The 17350-nt window shown below is 65.8% G+C and carries 12 protein-coding genes and 1 pseudogene; 3 read left to right on the top strand and 10 right to left on the bottom strand.

The window, feature by feature from the left end; all coding sequences use genetic code 11:
- Positions 1-71: 71 nt before the first annotated feature.
- Entirely contained in the window at positions 72-1811 is a 1740-nt protein-coding gene (araD, locus tag ACE10Z_RS41645; protein WP_375785864.1) for an L-arabinonate dehydratase, read from the top strand.
- Between the two features lie 58 nt (positions 1812-1869).
- Complete coding sequence (locus tag ACE10Z_RS41640; RefSeq protein WP_375785863.1) at positions 1870-2589, top strand: ribonuclease activity regulator RraA; 720 nt, start codon at positions 1870-1872, stop codon at positions 2587-2589.
- Positions 2590-2888: 299 nt separating this feature from the next.
- Here ACE10Z_RS41640 and ACE10Z_RS41635 read toward each other — a convergent pair whose 3' ends face one another.
- From ACE10Z_RS41635 to ACE10Z_RS41595, 9 genes and pseudogenes are all read right to left on the bottom strand, one after another.
- Entirely contained in the window at positions 2889-4997 is a 2109-nt protein-coding gene (locus ACE10Z_RS41635) for a S9 family peptidase (protein WP_375785862.1), read from the bottom strand.
- A gap of 218 nt (positions 4998-5215) precedes the next feature.
- Entirely contained in the window at positions 5216-6937 is a 1722-nt protein-coding gene (locus ACE10Z_RS41630) for an ABC transporter permease (protein ID WP_375785861.1), read from the bottom strand.
- A 98-nt stretch (positions 6938-7035) separates the two neighbouring features.
- Positions 7036-8100 (bottom strand): ABC transporter substrate-binding protein, encoded by a 1065-nt coding sequence (locus ACE10Z_RS41625; RefSeq protein ID WP_375785860.1) that lies wholly within the window; start codon positions 8098-8100, stop codon positions 7036-7038.
- A gap of 23 nt (positions 8101-8123) precedes the next feature.
- A complete protein-coding gene (locus ACE10Z_RS41620; RefSeq protein WP_375790054.1) occupies positions 8124-9176 on the bottom strand; it encodes an ABC transporter ATP-binding protein in 1053 nt (350 codons plus the stop codon).
- A gap of 266 nt (positions 9177-9442) precedes the next feature.
- Positions 9443-9751: pseudogene (locus tag ACE10Z_RS41615) on the bottom strand (GIY-YIG nuclease family protein).
- Between the two features lie 267 nt (positions 9752-10018).
- Positions 10019-11203, bottom strand: a complete 1185-nt coding sequence (locus tag ACE10Z_RS41610) for a pyridoxal-phosphate-dependent aminotransferase family protein (protein ID WP_375785859.1) — start codon at positions 11201-11203, stop codon at positions 10019-10021.
- A 132-nt stretch (positions 11204-11335) separates the two neighbouring features.
- Positions 11336-12169, bottom strand: a complete 834-nt coding sequence (locus tag ACE10Z_RS41605) for an LssY C-terminal domain-containing protein (RefSeq protein ID WP_375785858.1) — start codon at positions 12167-12169, stop codon at positions 11336-11338.
- Positions 12170-12202: 33 nt separating this feature from the next.
- Positions 12203-12928: a thermonuclease family protein gene (locus ACE10Z_RS41600; RefSeq protein ID WP_375785857.1), complete on the bottom strand. Its 726-nt coding sequence runs from the start codon at positions 12926-12928 to the stop codon at positions 12203-12205.
- A 235-nt stretch (positions 12929-13163) separates the two neighbouring features.
- A complete protein-coding gene (locus ACE10Z_RS41595) occupies positions 13164-14894 on the bottom strand; it encodes a hypothetical protein (protein WP_375785856.1) in 1731 nt (576 codons plus the stop codon).
- Between the two features lie 360 nt (positions 14895-15254).
- Between ACE10Z_RS41595 and ACE10Z_RS41590 the strand changes: the two genes are divergently transcribed.
- Entirely contained in the window at positions 15255-16109 is an 855-nt protein-coding gene (locus ACE10Z_RS41590; protein WP_375785855.1) for a caspase domain-containing protein, read from the top strand.
- 356 nt (positions 16110-16465) lie between these two features.
- On the opposite strand, the gene ACE10Z_RS41585 is transcribed toward ACE10Z_RS41590, so the two are convergent.
- Positions 16466-17344, bottom strand: a complete 879-nt coding sequence (locus ACE10Z_RS41585) for an efflux RND transporter periplasmic adaptor subunit (RefSeq protein ID WP_375785854.1) — start codon at positions 17342-17344, stop codon at positions 16466-16468.
- Positions 17345-17350 lie beyond the last annotated feature (6 nt).

Raw genomic sequence — 17350 nt, 5'->3', positions numbered from 1 at the left:
ATGCGTGCCGAGACCGCGCGCGTGCGAGCAATATCGCAACACGCAATATCGAAGCAGATGGCGCATCCAAGATGACCAAGAAGAACAAGACCCCGGATCAATTGCGCAGCGCGCGCTGGTTTGCGCCCGACGATTTGCGCGCCTTCGGCCACAGATCGCGCGCGATGCAGATGGGCTACGCGCCGGAGGAGTGGCGCGACCGGCCGGTGATCGCGATCATCAACACGTGGTCGGACGCACAGCCCTGCCACATGCACTTCAAGAGCCGGGTCGACGACGTCAAGCGCGGCGTGCTGATGGCCGGCGGCTTTCCGCTGGAGCTGCCGGCGCTGTCGCTGTCGGAATCGCTGCTGAAGCCGACCACGATGCTCTATCGCAATATGCTGGCGATGGATGCCGAGGAGCTGTTGCGCGGCCATCCGGTCGACGGCGTGGTGCTGATGGGCGGCTGCGACAAGACCACGCCCGGGCTCCTGTTAGGGGCCACCAGCATGAACTTGCCGGCGATCTATCTGCCGGCCGGTCCGATGCTGCGCGGCAACTGGAAGGGCAAGACGCTCGGCTCCGGCTCGGACGCCTGGAAATACTGGGACGAGCGCCGCGCCGGCAAGATCTCCGACAAGGACTGGATCGACATGGAGGCCGGCATCGCCCGCAGCTATGGCACCTGCATGACCATGGGCACGGCCTCGACCATGACCGCGATCGCGGAAGCGATCGGCATGACGCTGCCCGGCGCCTCGTCGATCCCCGCGGCCGACGCCAACCACATCCGGATGAGTTCGGAAGCCGGCCGCCGCATCGTCGAGATGGTGTGGGAGGATCTGACCCCGCAGAAGATCCAGAGCCGCAGGGCCTTCGAGAACGCGATCACGGTCGCGATGGCGATGGGGTGCTCGACCAATGCCATCATTCACCTCATTGCGCAGGCGCGCCGCGCCGGCCAGGACATCTCGCTCGACGATTTCGAGTCCGCGAGCCGCGAGGTGCCCGTCATCGCCAATGTGCGGCCGAGCGGCGACCTCTATCTGATGGAGGATTTCTTCTATGCCGGCGGGCTGCCCGGCCTGATGAACCGCATCAGGCAGCATCTGCATCTCGACTGCATGACCGTGTCAGGCAAGACGCTGGGCGAGAACATCGCAGGCGCTGAAGTCCACAATGACGACGTCATCCGCACCGTCGACAACCCGATCTACAAGGAGGGCGCGCTGGCGGTGCTGAAGGGCAATCTCGCGCCCGACGGCTGCGTGATCAAGCCGAGCGCCTGCGATCCGCGCTTCCTCAAGCATACCGGACCTGCGCTGGTGTTCGACGACTATCCCTCGATGAAGAGGGCAGTCGACGATCCTGATCTCGACGTCACGGCCGATCATGTCTTGATCCTGCGCAATGCCGGCCCACAGGGCGGGCCGGGGATGCCGGAATGGGGCATGCTGCCGATCCCGACCAAGCTCGTGAAGCAGGGCGTGCGCGATATGGTGCGGCTGTCGGATGCGCGGATGAGCGGCACCAGCTACGGCGCCTGCATCCTGCACGTTTCGCCGGAATCCTTCATCGGAGGCCCGCTGGCGTTGGTTCGCAACGGCGACCGCATCACGCTCGACGTCGCCGCGCGCACCATCGATCTCGATGTGTCCGAGGCGGAGCTGGCCAAGCGCCGCGCCGAATGGAAGCAGCCCGAGCAGCGCTTCGAGCGCGGCTACGGCTGGATGTTCTCGAAGCATATCAAGCAGGCCCATGAGGGCTGCGACTTCGATTTCCTCGAGACCGGTTTCGGCAAGCCGGTGGGCGAGCCGTCGATTTATTGACGCTGTCATTCCGGGCTCGCCGCTACGCGGCGTCCCGGAATGACGAAAGGAGCAAGTCATGTCCAAACTCAGCGACGCCACCCGCAACAAGCTGAAATCCGTCTCCACCGCGACGGTTGCGACCGCGCTGTTCAAGCGCGGCTTGCGCATCCAGATGATCCAGGATGTTCACCCGTTAAGCCCGGACCAGCCGACCATGGTCGGCGAGGCCTTCACGCTGCGCTACATGCCGGCGCGCGAGGATCTCAACACGATCGAGGTGTTCCGCGACCGCGCGCATCCGCAGCGCAAGGCGATCGAGGATTGCCCGCCCGGCAGCGTGCTGGTCATGGACAGCCGCAAGGATGCGCGCGCGGCCTCTGCCGGCGCGATCCTGGTGACGCGGCTGATGAAGCGCGGCTGCGCCGGCGTCGTCACCGACGGCGGCTTCCGCGATTCCGCCGAGATCGCGCGGCTCGGTTTCCCGGCGTTTCATCATCGTCCGAGCGCGCCGACCAATCTGACGCTGCATCAGGCGATCGAGATCAATGTACCGATCGGCTGCGGCGACGCGCCGGTGTTTCCCGGCGACGTGATCCTCGGCGACAGCGACGGCGTCATCGTGATCCCGGCGCATCTGGCCGACGAGATCGCGAACGAGACTTTCGAGATGACCGCGTTCGAGGATTTCGTCACCGAGCAGGTCCAGAACGGCCGTGGCATCTTCGGCCTCTATCCCGCGACCGACGAGCAGACGCTGAAGGATTTTGCGGCCTGGCGGAAGGCGAAGGGGCGGTAGCTACCGCACACTCCGCGGTCGTCCCGGCGAAGGCCGGGACCCAACCATAGGGCGTGGTTTGGCGAAGACTGGCAGTGATCCATCGCCGTGGTACGACCACCGCGCTTCATCGATAGATCACGCGGTATGGGTCCTGGCCTTCGCCAGGACGACGATAGGGAGGGAGCGCGGCGATCGACTGCGATCCGTAACCTGGATGGAGCCTGTAGCCCGGATGGAGCGAAGCGTAATCCGGGACTCTTGGATGTGGCACGACTGCCCCGGATTTCGCTGCGCTTCATCCGGGCTACGGGACCCCGCTACACCTCCGCCTTGTCGGCCATCCCGACTGCCCACAGCGCGAACGCGTAGACGATCGCGACTTCGTCGAGGCGGTTGAAGCGGCCGGATGCGCCGCCGTGGCCGGCGCCCATGTTGGTGCGCAGCAGCACCGGGCCGCCGCCGCGCATCGTGGCGCGCAGCCGCGCGATCCATTTCGCCGGCTCCCAATAAGTGACGCGCGGATCGGTCAAGCCACCCATCGCGAGGATCGCCGGATAGTCCTTGGCCGCGACATTGTCGTAGGGCGAATAGGACAGGATGGTGCGGAAATCCTTTTCGCTCTCGATCGGGTTGCCCCATTCCGGCCACTCCGGCGGTGTCAGCGGCAGGGTGTCGTCGAGCATGGTGTTGAGCACATCGACAAACGGCACTTCGGCGACGATGCCGGCGAACAGTTCGCCGGCACGGTTGGCGCTAGCTCCCATCAGCATGCCGCCGGCCGAGCCGCCATGGCCGACGATGCGTTTTGCACCCGTATATTTCGCATCACAGAGCGCGCGGCCGGCGGCGGCGAAATCGTCGAACGTGTTGGTCTTCTTCTCGCGCTTGCCGTCGAGATACCAGCCCCAGCCCTTGTCGGCACCGCCACGGATATGCGCGATCGCGTAGACGAAGCCGCGGTCGACCAGCGACAGCCGGTTGGCGGCAAACGATGCCGGCATCGCCATGCCGTAGGAGCCGTAGCCATAGAGCAGCAGCGGCGCCTTGCCGTCGCGGACGAAATCCTTAGCGTGCAGGATCGACACCGGCACTTGCGCGCCGTCATGCGAGGTCGCCATGATGCGTGTGGTGACGTAATTCGCCGGGTTGTGACCGGACGGAATCTCCTGCCGCTTGCGCAAGACCCGCGTCCGCGTCGCCATGTCGTAGTCATAGACTTCCGACGGCGTCGTCATCGACGAATAGGCAAAGCGCAGGTTGGTGGTCTCGAACTCGTAGCCGCCCATGGTGTCGAGCGAATAGGCTGCCTCGTCGAACGCGATGGCGTGCTCCTCGCCGCTCTTGAGGTCGCGGATGATGATCGCCGGCAGCGCGTTGGCGCGCTCCAGCCGCACCATGTGGCCGGCATAGAGCTCGACGTCGAGCACGTAGACGCCCTCGCGATACGGGATCAGGTCGCGCCAGTTGGCGCGCCCGGGCGCGGCGAGCGGCGCGGTGACGACCTTGAAGTCGATCGCGTCGTCGGCATTGGTCAGGATGAACAGCTCGTCGCCGCGGTCGGCGATCGAATATTGCACGCCTTCCTCGCGCGCCGCGACCAGCCGCGGCGGCGCGTCGGGGTTGGAGAGGTCGATCAGCCGCTGCTCCGAAGTCTCGTGGTCGCCGCCGGCGATCACGCAGAAGCGGCCACTGGCGCTCTCGTGCAGATGGGTGAACCAGCCGGAATCCTGCTCCTCATAGATCAGGGTGTCGTCGGCCTGCCTGGTGCCGAGCCTGTGCCGCCACACCTGCATCGGGCGGTGGTTGTCGTCGAGCTTGACGTAGAAGAAGCTCCTGGAGTCCGCGGCCCAGACCACGCCGCCGTCGGTCTCCTCGACGAGGTCGTCCAGATCGCCGCCGGTTGCCCAATCGCGGACGCGGATCGAGAAATATTCGGAGCCCTTGGTGTCGGCGCTCCAGGCGTGCAGGCGGTGATCGTTGGAATGCCGGCTGCCGCCGAACTTGAAATATTCGTGGTCCTTTGCCAGCGCGTCGCCGTCGAGCACGACATGCGCCTCGCCGCCGTCGCGCGGCATGCGGCAGTACAATTCATGCTGGCCGCCTTCGCGGAACTTGCGGAAATAGGCGAACGGGCCGTCCGGCGACGGCACGCTGGAATCGTCCTCCTTGATCCGCCCGCGCATCTCCTTGACCAGCCGCTTCTGCAAGCCGTCGGTATGGCCGAGCAGGCTGTCGGTGTAGCCGTTCTCGGCTTCGAGATAGCTCCTTATGTCGGGATCGAGGATCGAGGGATCGCGCAGCACCTCCTGCCATTTCGGATCCTTGATCCAGGCATAGTCGTCCGTCACCGTGATGCCGTGGGTGGTGAAGGAATGCGGCCGGCGCGGCGCGACAGGGGGCGATGTTGTGGTGGCGGATTTTGTCACACGATCCTCATGGTGCGGGGTTCCGCTTTATATCGGGACGAATGTGGCGATTGCCAGATGGGATGGGGCTGTAGGTCATTGCCGCTCGCATGACCTCGTGCCCTGGACGCCGTGCAGCGCGCAGCGGTGCACGGCAGAGCCGGGGCCCATGGTCGCTGGGTCCCGGCTCTGCGCAGCAGCGTTGTCACGCTACAGCGCGTCCGGGACACGAGAGCGAGCTACCCGTTCCGCAGCTTCGCGCCCGCATTGCCGCCGGACATCGGGATCTGGTTCACCGCCAGCACCACGGCGAATGTGATCACCAGCATCGCGATGCCGAGCACCGCGATCGCGGCGAGGTCGCCGCCTTCGTTGAGATCGTAGATCAGGACCGACAGCACCTTGGTCTGCGAGGTGAACAGCACGATCGCCGCCGACAGTTCCCGCATCACGCCGATGAAGATGAAGCACCAGGTCGCGATCACGCCGGTGCGCAGCAGCGGCGCGGTGATCTGGCGCAGCGCCTGCAACCGCGTCGCGCCGAGGATGCGGCTGGCTTCCTCGAGCTCGGGATGAATGGTCGTGAATGCCGCCTGCAATTGCTGATAGGCCGACGGCAAATTGATGGTGAGGAACGCCAGCAGCAGGATCCAGAGCGTGCCGTAGAGCACGAAGGGCGGCCGCGTGTAGCTCAGGAACAGGCCGACGCCGAGCACGATGCCGGGAACGGCGACCGGCGCCGTGGCGAGGAACCCGAGGATGCGGTGGCCCGCGATCACCTTCCGCGTCGTGACATAGGCGATCACGAGCGCGAGGATGGTGCCGATCGTCGCGGTCGCGGTGCCCAGGATCACGGTGTTCTTCAGCGCGAGCTGGGTCGAGGACAGCTCGGTGAACACGAAGACGATGTTGTGCAAGGTCAGCGTCGACGGCGTCACCAGCGTGGTGGCGTTGGGCGAGAACGCGGCGTTGAGCAGCGCGAGGTAAGGCAGGAAGACGGGATTGAGCAGCACCAGGAGGCAGAAGCCGAGCGCGGCCCAGCGCCAGCCGCGCAACGCGACCCGGCGCGGCGCGCCATATTTGCCGCCGATCACCGAATAGCCGCGCCGGCCGAGCAGGGCCTTCTGGCCCTGCAACAGCAGGATGGTCAGCACCAGCAGCGGCACCGCGGCCGCGGCCGCGAGCTCGAGCTTCGGCGGATACTGGAACAGGCTCCAGATCTTGGTCGTCATGGTGTGGAAGCCGGCCGGCAGCGCCAGGATCGCCGGCGAGCCGAACAGCGTCATCGCCTGCAGGAAGGCGATCAGCGCGCCCGCGACCAGTGCGGGCAGCGCGAGCGGAATGGTCACCCGCCGCGCCGTGGTCCAGGCATTGCCGCCGAGGATCGCGGAGGCGTCCTCCAGCTCGCCCGGCATGGTGTCGAGCGCATTGGCCACCAGCACGAACACGAACGGGAACGTGTAGCAGGAGATCACGAAGATGATCCCGGTCATCGAATAGATGTTGAACAGCGCGTCGGCATCCTCGCCGGCAAACAGCCGGTAGAGCTGGTTGAGCAGCCCCGAATTCGGCGCCGCCAGCAACTCCCAGGCGACCGCGCCGAGGAATGGCGGCGTCACGAACGAGGCCGTTACCAGCGCGCGGATGGTCTGCCGGCCCGGCATGTCGGTGCGCGACACCAGCCAGCTGAGCGGCGCCGCGACGATGCAGCAGATCAGCGCCGACGTCGTTGCGATGATCGCGGTCGTCAGCAGCGGATCGAGGAAATCGGGATTGCTGAACAGCGTGACGAAGTTTTGCAGCGTCGGATGACGGTTCTTGTCGGTGAAGGCGTAGATCGCGAGCCACGACAGCGGCAGCAGGATCAACAGCACGAGCACGGCCGCGAACAGCCACAGGACGGGGCGCGTCCAGTCGATGCGGGGTTTGACCGCGGGGGAGGAGGAGGTTGTGAGAGTCATGCGAGTTATCTCCCCGCGTCATTCGCGGTGCGCAATTGCGCACCTGAGGGCGCGCAAGGCGCATCCTGGAATGACGATTGTTGTGAGGGCCGTTGCATCTAAACCCGAAACAGCCGCGCGTAGCGCGTCTTGATCTCTTCGGTCATCGCTTCCACCCCCGCCGGGTCCTCCTTCATCAGCTTGATCTCGGAGAGCTTGCGCCGGCCGGCCTTCGGCTGCACCTGGGCGTGCACCGAATACTGGCCGGTGAAGTCGACGAAGAATTGCTGTGTCTGCCGGGTGTGCAGCCAGGCCTGGAACAGCCTTGCGGCGTTCGGATGCGGCGCCCCGGCGAAGATGCCTGTCGGCCCCGAGATCGTCGGCGTGCCTTCGGTCGGGTACACCGGTTCGACCGGCTGTCCCGCTTCCTTCAGGAGCACGATGCCGTATTCATTGCCGTCGGCCATCACCGCGCGCTCGCCGAGCGAGAGCTTCCTCGGCGGATCGGTCGAGGATTGCACTTGCATCACGCGCTGCTTCGCAAGTTTCTCCAGATATGGCCAGCCGAGCTCGCGCACGATCTGGAACGTGGTGGTCATGATGGTGCCGCTATAGGCCGGATGGCCCTTCACCATCTTGCCGGCCCATTTCGGGTCGAGCAGATCGGCAAAGCTCTTCGGCGCATCCTCCGCCTTCACCAGGTTGGTGTTGTAGGCGATCGACGACAGCCATAGCCGCGTGGTCACGGCCATGCCGTCCGGGTCGCGATATCCGTCGGGAAAGTGCTTGGCGACGTCCTCGGGCACGAACGGCATCAGCCAGCCGCTCTTCTTCCAGGGAATGAAGTGCGAGGCATCGGCGCTGTTGACGACGTCGGCGGCGTGGATGTTGGCGTCGAATTCCTGTGCCACGCGCTGGAACAGCCGCTCCGAGCCCGAGCGCTCGATCTGCACGGTGATGCCGGGATAGGCGGCCTCGAACGCCCTGCCGAGCTTTTCGCCGACCGGCAGGTCCATCGACGAATAGAACACGAGCTTGCCTTCTTTGGTCGCGGCCGCGATCAGGTCAGGCGTGATCGCGACCGGCTCGGGTGCCGCGGCGCGCGCCGGTGACGCGAATACCGCACCCGCTGCAAGCGCCGCAGAGCCTTTCAGGACATCGCGTCTGGAAATCGGTTTCCGCATCGCGTCCCTCCGTTTCTTGTTGTTTACCGGCTGAGTGCCCGGCAGCGCTCGGGCGGCAGTGTCAGCCAGACCTCGCTGCCCTTCTCGACCGCAGTCTCCGTCGGCGTGGTCACCCGCAGCGAGGTGCCGTCGGGGGTTTCCACCATGTAGTCGCGGTTCATGCCGAGATAGACCTGCCGCGTCACGATGGCCTTGAGCGTGTTCTGCGCGCCTGCGGGGGCTTGCGTCGAGAGCTGGATTTCATGCTGGCGGATCGCGACCGGCGCGCTCTGGCCGGCCGTGAGCCGGGCGCCGACCACCGCGAGCGTCGCGCCGGCGAACTCGACATGGGTCGCATCGCGCGCGGTGCCCTTGATCACATTGGCCGCGCCGATGAAGCGCGCGACGAATTCGGATTCCGGCCGCGCATAGATGTCTTCGGGGCTGCCGAGCTGGTCGATCTTGCCGGCATTCATCACCGCGATCAGGTCGGCGGTGGTCATCGCTTCGGATTGATCGTGGGTGACGTAGACCGTGGTGTAGCGATATTCGTCGTGCAGGCGGCGGATTTCGAACCGCATCTCCTCGCGCAGGTTGGCGTCGAGATTGGACAGCGGCTCGTCGAGCAGCAGCGTCTCGGGGCCGACGATCAGCGCGCGTGCCAGCGCGACGCGCTGCTGCTGGCCGCCGGAAAGTTCGCCCGGATAGCGCTGCGCCAGCGGTTCCAGCTTGGTGGTCGCCAGGATCGCGGCGAGCTTCTTGGCGATGGTGTCGCGATCCATTTTGCGCAGGCGCAGCCCATAGACGATGTTCTCGGCTACCGTCATGTGTGGCCACAGCGCGTAGCTCTGGAAGATCATCGACATGTTGCGCTGCTCGGGCGGCAGCGTGCGCGCCTTCGACGACACGACGCGGTCGCCGACGCGGATCTCGCCGTCCGATGGTTCGAGGAAGCCGGCGATCAGCCGCAGCGTCGTCGTCTTGCCGCAGCCGGACGGCCCGAGCAGGCAGACCAGCTGGCCGTGATCGATCGTAAGGGAGACGTCATCAACAGCGACAAACGACCCAAACCGCTTGACCAGGCCGCGCAGTTCCACCGATGCCAAGCGATCCCTCCATTTTGTTCTGTCGCAGGGATCCGTGCCCGGCTGTTGCCGGCAGTAAAGCGGAAAAAGATGACGACGAAAAGTGTTGGGGCCCCGTCAAATAGTCGGGGTGCCGCTTCGTTGCTCCCGTCATCCTGAGGAGCGCGCTCTTGCGCGCGTCTCGAAGGATCGACGGCCCGGCTGTTTCTGCACACTCCGACTCGTTCGCGGCGAGAGCACGGCCGTCGATCCTTCGAGACGGCCGCTCCGCGGCCTCCTCAGGATGACGGGGAAGGGGTTGCTCCGCGTCGGTGAGCCAGTTGGCTGATCGTGGCCCAATCCGATTTGATCAGTGCCTCCTTCTTCGCCCGATTCCAGCCCTTGATCTGCCGCTCCGCGGCGACGCCGTCGGTAATGCGCTCGAAATACTCCGATCAGACCAGGACGACGGGTCGCCGGCTATAGGTGTAGCCAGGGAAGGCGCCCGCATTGTGTTGTTCGATACGCGGCGCGAGATCGTCGCCCGTAGCGCTGCCGACGTAGAACGAGTTGTCGGCGCAACGAAGCATGTAGACGTAGATGCCCATCGTGATGATCTCGCGCGTATCGCGCATCGATCATGAAGCAAGCATTGCGAGCGTCAATGGGCGAATATTCGCGGGCGTTTGGTCACACGGCGAACAGCCTTTCCCGTCATCCTGAGGAGCGCGAAGCGCGTCTCGAAGGATGCACAGCCCGGATATCTCGGCGTGCTCCGATTCCCTCGCGGCGAGAGCACGGCCGTCGATCCTTCGAGACGGCGGCTTCGCCGCCTCCTCAGGATGACGGGTTTGAAGTGCGAACTGGCTGCAGCGTTACGCCTTCACGTTCTCGCCGAGCCACTGGATGGCGGCGTCGGCGCCGGCCTTGCCGTGCGGGATCTTCAGCGCGGTGAGCGCGACCTCGACGACGCCGAGCGTGCCGAGGATCATTGGCGCGTTGACGTGGCCCATATGCGCGATGCGGAACGCCTGGCCCTGCAGGTCGCCGATGCCGGTGCCGAGCACCACGCCGCATTTCTCCTTGGCATAGCGCTGGATCGCGGCGGGATCGGCGCCCTTCACGGTCACCGTGGTCACTGTGTTGGAGCGCTCGGCGGGTTCAGTGATGTTGAAGCCGAGCACCTGGCCCTCGCCCCAGACCGCAACCGCGCGGCGCACCGCTTCGCCGAGCAGGCGATGCCGTTCGAAGGCATTCTCCAGACCCTCGGCGTGCAGCATGTTGATCGCCTCGCGCAGCGCGAACAACAGATGCACCGGCGCGGTGCCGGCATATTTGCGGTAGTGCTCGGAGCCTTCGCGCTCGGTCCAGTCCCAATAGGGCGTGCGCAGATCGGCCTTCTTGTGTGCGTCCCAGGCACGGTCGCTGGCGGCGACGAAGCCGAGCCCGGGCGGCGTCATCAGGCCTTTCTGCGAGCCGGACATCGCGACGTCGACATACCAGTTGTCCATCTCGAACGGCATGCAGCCGAGCGAGGCCACGGTGTCGACCATGAACAGCGCGGGATGGCCCGCGGCCTTGATCGCCTTGCCGATCGCCTCGATGTCGTTATAGGCGCCCGAGGCGGTGTCGACCTGCACGGCGAGGATCGCCTTGATCTTGTGCTCCTTGTCGCGGCGCAGCCGCTCCTCGACCTCGGCCGGGCGGATCGCGCGGCGCCAGTCGCCCTTCAGCACCTCGACATCGGCGCCCATCGCGGCCGCCGCCTGGCCCCAGCCGATCGCAAAGCGCCCGCTCTCCAGCACCAGCACCTTGTCGCCGCGCGACAGCACGTTGGAGAGCGTTGCCTCCCAGGCGCCATGGCCGTTGGCGATGTAGATGTAGGACTTGCCCATGGTGGCGAACAGCTTCGAGAGATCGCGCAGCAGGCTTTCGGTCAGTTCGAACATCTCGGCGGAGTAGATATCGAGCGCCGGGCGATGCATCGCCTGCAGCACCTGATCGGGCATCGTGGTGGGCCCGGGGATGGCCAGAAATTCCCGGCCCGCGCGAACGGTCATCGTCCTGTTCCTTTTGGGTAAAGCTACGCAAATCATGCGTGTGAGGGGTCAAGTGTGGAGGATATGCCATCGCGGCCGCGATTGCGAGCAGGTCTAGGCAATCCAGCGTTTCCAAAAGCGCGGGACACAGCTCTATTTGCCGATCGATCCGACGACCGCGCGCCAGACCTGGTCCTTGAATTCGGTCGCGGCGGGGCTCGGGATCTGCTCGACCGGGCCGTGATTCTTGCTGCAGGCCTCGACCAGCCGCAGCACCCAGATTTCGCCGTCGGTGTAATAGAGATCGCCGCCGCCGTTATGGCCATCGAAGGTCGGGCCGATGCCGGTCACCTGGTACTTCGCGGTCACCATGCCGGCGGACTCAAGGTCCGTGGCGAGCAGCGCACGTTCGGCATCGAGGTCGGCTGCGATATGATGCGTCACCGCACCAGTGTAGTGGCTGATGCCGACGCTGCGGTCGAGCGTCGCAGCGCCAAGCCACACCGGGCGCTTCTCCTCGCCCTGATCGAGCACTTTCCAGAACCGGACATGGTTGCGACGATCCGCGCTCGATCCGACCGGCCGCTCGAAGGCGAGATCCTCGCGGCGGCCGAGATAGAACAGGTTGCTCACCGGCGCATCCTTGTAGGGACGATCGAGCAGCACGGAGCCGACGATTTCGATCGAGGATTTCAGCGTGACCGGGTCGGCCGGGAACCAGCCGGCCTCATGCATCGCGCAGACCACGTCCTTGGTGTCGCCGATCAGCCCGACGTTCATGGGGTCGCCGGGAATGCCCTGCGCGGTGCGGGTCACCATCGGCAGATTGGCCAGGCCCTTCTGATGTTCGTGGTGCGTCCACAGCGCCGGCAGCACCAGATAGGCCGCGATCAGATAGGAGGCCAGGATGAACAGCAGCAGCATCTGCGCTTGCCGGAGGCGGCTGCGCCGTCGCGTGGAAGGTGGATCGATCTCGACATCGGTCACGGCACACGCTTCCGGATCAGTGCGTGGCGCGCCTCAGCGCCGGGTCTCGCGGCAGCCGGCGGCCTCGGCCTCCTCGACCGAGCAGAACCAGCGCGTGCCCTTGCTGATCTTCATCTCGATCTTGGCGTACCAGCGGCTGCTCCGCTGATGGAAGATGCATTCGCCGGAGCGGTTGACGTTGCCCTTGATGGTGCAGTCGGGCGACGGCGCCACCGGACCGGAGGCCGAGGCGAGCAGGATCGCGTTGGCGCCATCCGGCGGCTTCACCGCGCCGAGCACGGCGGTCTTCTTGTTGCGCACGCGCCAGTCCCATGGCGCGATGAACGCGCCCTGCCACATTCCGACCTTGGCCTCGCGCGCCGCCTTCTCGTCCGGTTCGTAGTCATGCGAGATTCGGGTGAAGGCCAGCGCCCAGCCATTGCTGACCATCCACTTCTGGATGTCCTCGCCGTCGACCTCGCAGCGCGCGATGGTGCGACCGCGGCGATCGACCGTGCGGGCGTGGCAGGTCCAGCTCTTGTTGCCGGCATGCTTGATCAGCTCGTCGCGCGCGGCGACGCCGCAGGTCCAGCGCTCGCCCTTGGTGTTGAGGCAGAGCTGGTCGGTCGACGGCGCGTCGATCCCGCCGAGTCGGATCTTGACGCTGCCGATCATGAGCTGGTCGCCGTCGCGGATCTTCGGCACGCCGGTGATGTCGGCGGCGGCAGCCAGCGTCGGCAGCGACAGCAGCAGGCCAGCAGTGAGCAGCGTCTTGAGCATCGGCATTCCCGGCCAGGTCTTTCGTTCGGCGTTCAGTGCCCAAAGGATCGGCAAGCATTGTGCGGGCAATTGGGCAACCCTGCCAGTGGTGTCGTGTTTCCGCCAGTTTCAACTTCGCGTCATTCCCCTGCGTATGCGCCATTCGCAGTCTCGTAGCCCGGATGGAGCGAAGCGTAATCCGGGACGGTGTTTCCGTTGAAAGACGGTTCCCGGATTACGCTGCGCTCCATCCGGGCTACGAAACGTTGGCCATTCGCTTCCTGGCCAGCGCGAGAGCCATCAGCACGAAGGCCGACGTCACCTCGGGCCCGCCGACCAGGATCCGCGTCGGCGTCTTCATCTTGTTCCATTCATAGGCCCGGTAGGGCCCCTTGCGGCCGCCCTCGCCGAGGCCTTGCACGATGCAGTGCAGCGCCGGCGTGAAGGTCGAGACCTCGGCGCCAAGATGCGCCAGCGCCATCAGCGCGAGCGCGGCGTCGAACGGATTCATCTCATGCGCGATCAGCTCGCCCTGCACGTAGCCGAGCACGCGGGCGCGGATCAGCGCGAACACATTGCCGGGATCGATGACGCGCTGCGCGGCCAGCGGCAGCGCGATGAAGGCGGCGTAGCAGCGGCCGAAATAGGCCGAATAGAGCTCCGGCAGGTAATAGATGTGCGAGCGCGGATTCCTGAACGCGCCGCTTTCGACCAACCTCTTCTGGAAGGCGATAATGCGATGCACCGTCTCCAGCCGCTGCGGCGTCTCGATGATCCGCCAGCGGGCGAGGTTGCGGAACGAGACCTCGAGGATGTCGAGGTTCAGCGTCGGATCGAGGTCGTTGCCATAAGGCCGCTCGCCGGCGAGATTGTCGATCCAGGTGACGACGCCGCCCTCATAGTCGATGTTATCGTTGAGCGGCACGGTGACGCGCGGCTCGTTGGCGCCCGCGCGGACCTGGTAGCCGCGGTAGAAATCCAGCAGCGGCTGCTGCAGGATCGGGTCGTCGGAGCCAGCCTGCGTCGCGGCCGAGAACGCGCACGCCGTGGTGTCGCAATCGGGCACATAGACGCCGAAGCCGAGGTCCTGCTTGATCTGGGTGAAGAAGCGCGAGAAGCGCGGATGCCGTCCTGGCGCCAGCGCGGTAATCACCTTCACGACCGAGCCGTCATGCGAGGGCACCTGCTCGGCGCTGGTCTTGAGGCAGAAATCCACCATCTCGGCGACCGCGCGCCGCGCCGCGCCCGCTTCATGCGGCGACGCGAGCCCGGTCTCGACATAACTCAGCAGCGCCTCGGTGAAGAACGCGTCGTAATAGGCCGAGCGATGGCGGATCTGCACCGGCTCCCACATCGGCTCGGCGATGCCGCGCCATGGCGGGTTGATCAGCGCGCGCGCCGGCGAATGCGCGATGAAGATACGCGCCAGGCTGAACAGCAAGGTCGAGTTCTTGTAACCGCGCGCGTTAAGTCCGGTCAGCGCCATCAGCATCTCGCGCCCGCTGATGTCGGGGTCGCCGATCAGGTTGAACGCGGCATAGGTCGGGATGAAGCCGCATCTGCCGAACGAACCGAGCAGATGCGCGCCGGTCGAGCGGATCACGTGGTCGATCGCAGCCATTGCGGGCGGGCACGCCGTCGCGCTGGCGGCCGGCGGGGCGGGGTGGCGCACGCCGATGCCGTCCATCAGGTCGGCGACCGGGGCGCCGATCGCCGCCCAGTCCGGAGCCGCGGCATCGCGCGCCTCGGTCAGCGCCGCGCGCAAGCCGGCAAGGCGGTCGGAATCCTTTAGCGCCGGCAGGCCGGTGCGGCGGAGCAGCGCGCGCAGCGGTGGATTGCCGAGCGCGGTTCGGTAGAACTTCCCGAGATGGGCATCGCCGCCGCGATAGGCCTGCAGCACGGGGTCGCAGACGTCGTAAAGCGACGGGCCGTCCTTCCTGGCGGTCAGCGCCCGGCACACCGTCCCGGCGATTTCGTGAAGGCTCATGAATGCCTTTCTCAAGGAACCGGTTAACGCCGCCGCCCCGGCAGTGTTTCCCTCCGGTCCTCCCCCAAACGCGCAAGTCTTTGGAAACCTACATGAATCCCTACAAAATACAAATGTGACCGAGATCACGTAACGGCATCTTAACGGCGTCAATGGCCTGTGCCGGGCGGCAGCATGCTGCAAACCGGGTTGCTCCGGCGGTCCGGCCGGGTTAAGGGAGTGTTTGTTGCGGCGCCGCAAATTGAGCTGAGTTCAACGGCACACACACCTCAACCCCATTAAACCTGATCGTCACTGACGCGACTAACTGGCGCGATTTCGCTCGAACGCCATCGGGATAGAGATTGGGACTAGAACGTTATGAACCTTAGGCAGCTTCAGATTTCCCGTCGCACCATCGCCGTCTGCGTGGCGGTGGCCGGCACGGTGTCGCTGGCGATTGGCGCCCATGCGGCGCTCAACAAGCGGACACCGGATGTTGCCAAGGAGACTGTTGCCGGGGCCGTCACCGCCGGGCAGACCGGCAGCATTGCGGCCGGCGCCTCCCGCCTCGCGTTGATCATCGGCAACGGCCATTATCCGGACGCAGCCGCGCCGCTGGCCCAGCCGATCAACGATGCCCGCACTTTGTCGTCGGCGCTGCGCCGCGAAGGCTTCGACGTCGACGTGGTCGAGGACGCGACCAGGGACGACATGTTCCGCGCGATCGAGCGCATGAAGGCCAAGATCCGCCCCGACACCGTCGTGATGCTGTTCTTCGGCGGCTACGGCGTGCAGGTCGGCCGTGAGAGCTACATGATCCCGGTCGATGCCACGATCTGGAAGGAAGCCGACGTCAAGCGCACCGGCGTCAGCGTCGAGTCCGTGCTCGATGCGATGAAGGAGCGCGGTGCGAAAGCCAAGCTCGTCGTGCTCGATGCCTCGCGCCGCAATCCCTATGAGCGCCGCTTCCGTGCCTTCTCGCACGGCCTCGCCCCGATCAGCCCGCCGGAGAACACCATCGTGCTGAGCTCGGCCACGCCGGGCAAGGTCGCCGACGACTCGAAGGGTGCGAACAGCGTGCTGGTCTCCGAGCTCATCAACAACCTCAACGCCCAGGCCGGCGCCGAGACCGCCTTCAACAAGACCCGCGTCGCGATCTCCCGCGCCAGCGAAGGCGAGCAGGTGCCGAGCGTGTCGTCCTCGCTGCTGGAAGACATCAAGCTCGGCGGCTGAGCCACGTCGTCTCCTCAAATGTCGTCCTGGCGAAAGCCAGGACCCATACCGCGTGATCCATCAGTGAAGCGTGCTGCGTGTACCGTGGCGCGCGTTCACTGCTAATCTTCGAAAAATTTCTGCCGGTGGTGGGTCCTGGATTTCGCCAGGACGACACTGTGGATGCCGCGCCGCTCGCTCCGCTTCGCCTCTCCCCCTGTGGGAGAGGCCGGATTGCATCGCCAGATGCAATCCGGGTAAGGGGTCGCGGTCTCTCCATGCAGTTTGCCGTGTGGAGGGATACCCCTCACCCCCAACCCTCTCCCACAAGGGGAGAGGGAGCCTGACAGGTGTGCTCACCTAACGTCGTGCACCGTCTACTTCGCGTCCGCGCTCGCGCCCACCGGCCGCACCGGATCGCCTTCGCGCAGCAGCGCGCCGGCGCGGGCGACGACGATGTCGCCTTCCTGGATGCCGTCGCGGATCTCGACCTGGCCGGCCGACATCAATCCGGTCTCCACCCGCCGCGTCTCGACGCGGCCGCCGCGCACCACCTGCACCACGGTGCCCGCGGTGGAATAGAGGATCGCAGTCAGCGGCACCGCGACGCCGCAGCTCTGCCCGGTCTTGATCTGCGCCCGGCCCGACGAATTCACCAGCAGCCGCTGGTTCGATGCGATGCCGACGAACACCTGGCCGAGCTGGCTGTTCGGCTCGATGGTCGGCGCGATCATCCGCACCTTGCCGTCCATCTCGCCGGCGCCGATGATCTTCAGCCGCGCGGTCTGCTCGGTCTTCAGCTTGGCGATGTCGCGGGTCGGCACCATGCCGACCAGATCGTATTCGCTTTTGGCGATGATCGAGAACAGCGCGTCCTTGCCCGATGCCGGGCTGCCTATGATCGCCGACGAGGCCGAGATCGTGCCCGCCACCGGCGCCGTGAGGTTGATCGCGTTGGTGCCGTCGGTCAGCCGCGCCAGCACCTGGCCCGCGGTAACGGTGTCGCCGGGATCGGCCTTCACCTCCGCCACCTTCAAGCCGAACCGGTCCGGCCGCACCTGCTGCTCGTCGCGCGCCAGCACGATGCCGGAGACCTCGACGATATTGCCGAAGCAGAATTTCGAGGCCTTCAGCACCGTCACCGCCGCGCCCTTCGGCACAGCGTCGGCCTCGCCCGCGGCAAGCGCGGGAGAGGCCGCGAACAGAAGCAGCGCCGAGGCGGCGAGGGCGGTTGCGCGCAGGCGGGACAAAATCATCGGCAA

The organism is Bradyrhizobium sp. Pha-3 (genome assembly GCF_042258615.1).
Classification (GTDB): domain Bacteria; phylum Pseudomonadota; class Alphaproteobacteria; order Rhizobiales; family Xanthobacteraceae; genus Bradyrhizobium.
Note: the sequence above shows the minus strand (reverse complement) of the source record. Positions and strands in the feature narration are given on the sequence as shown.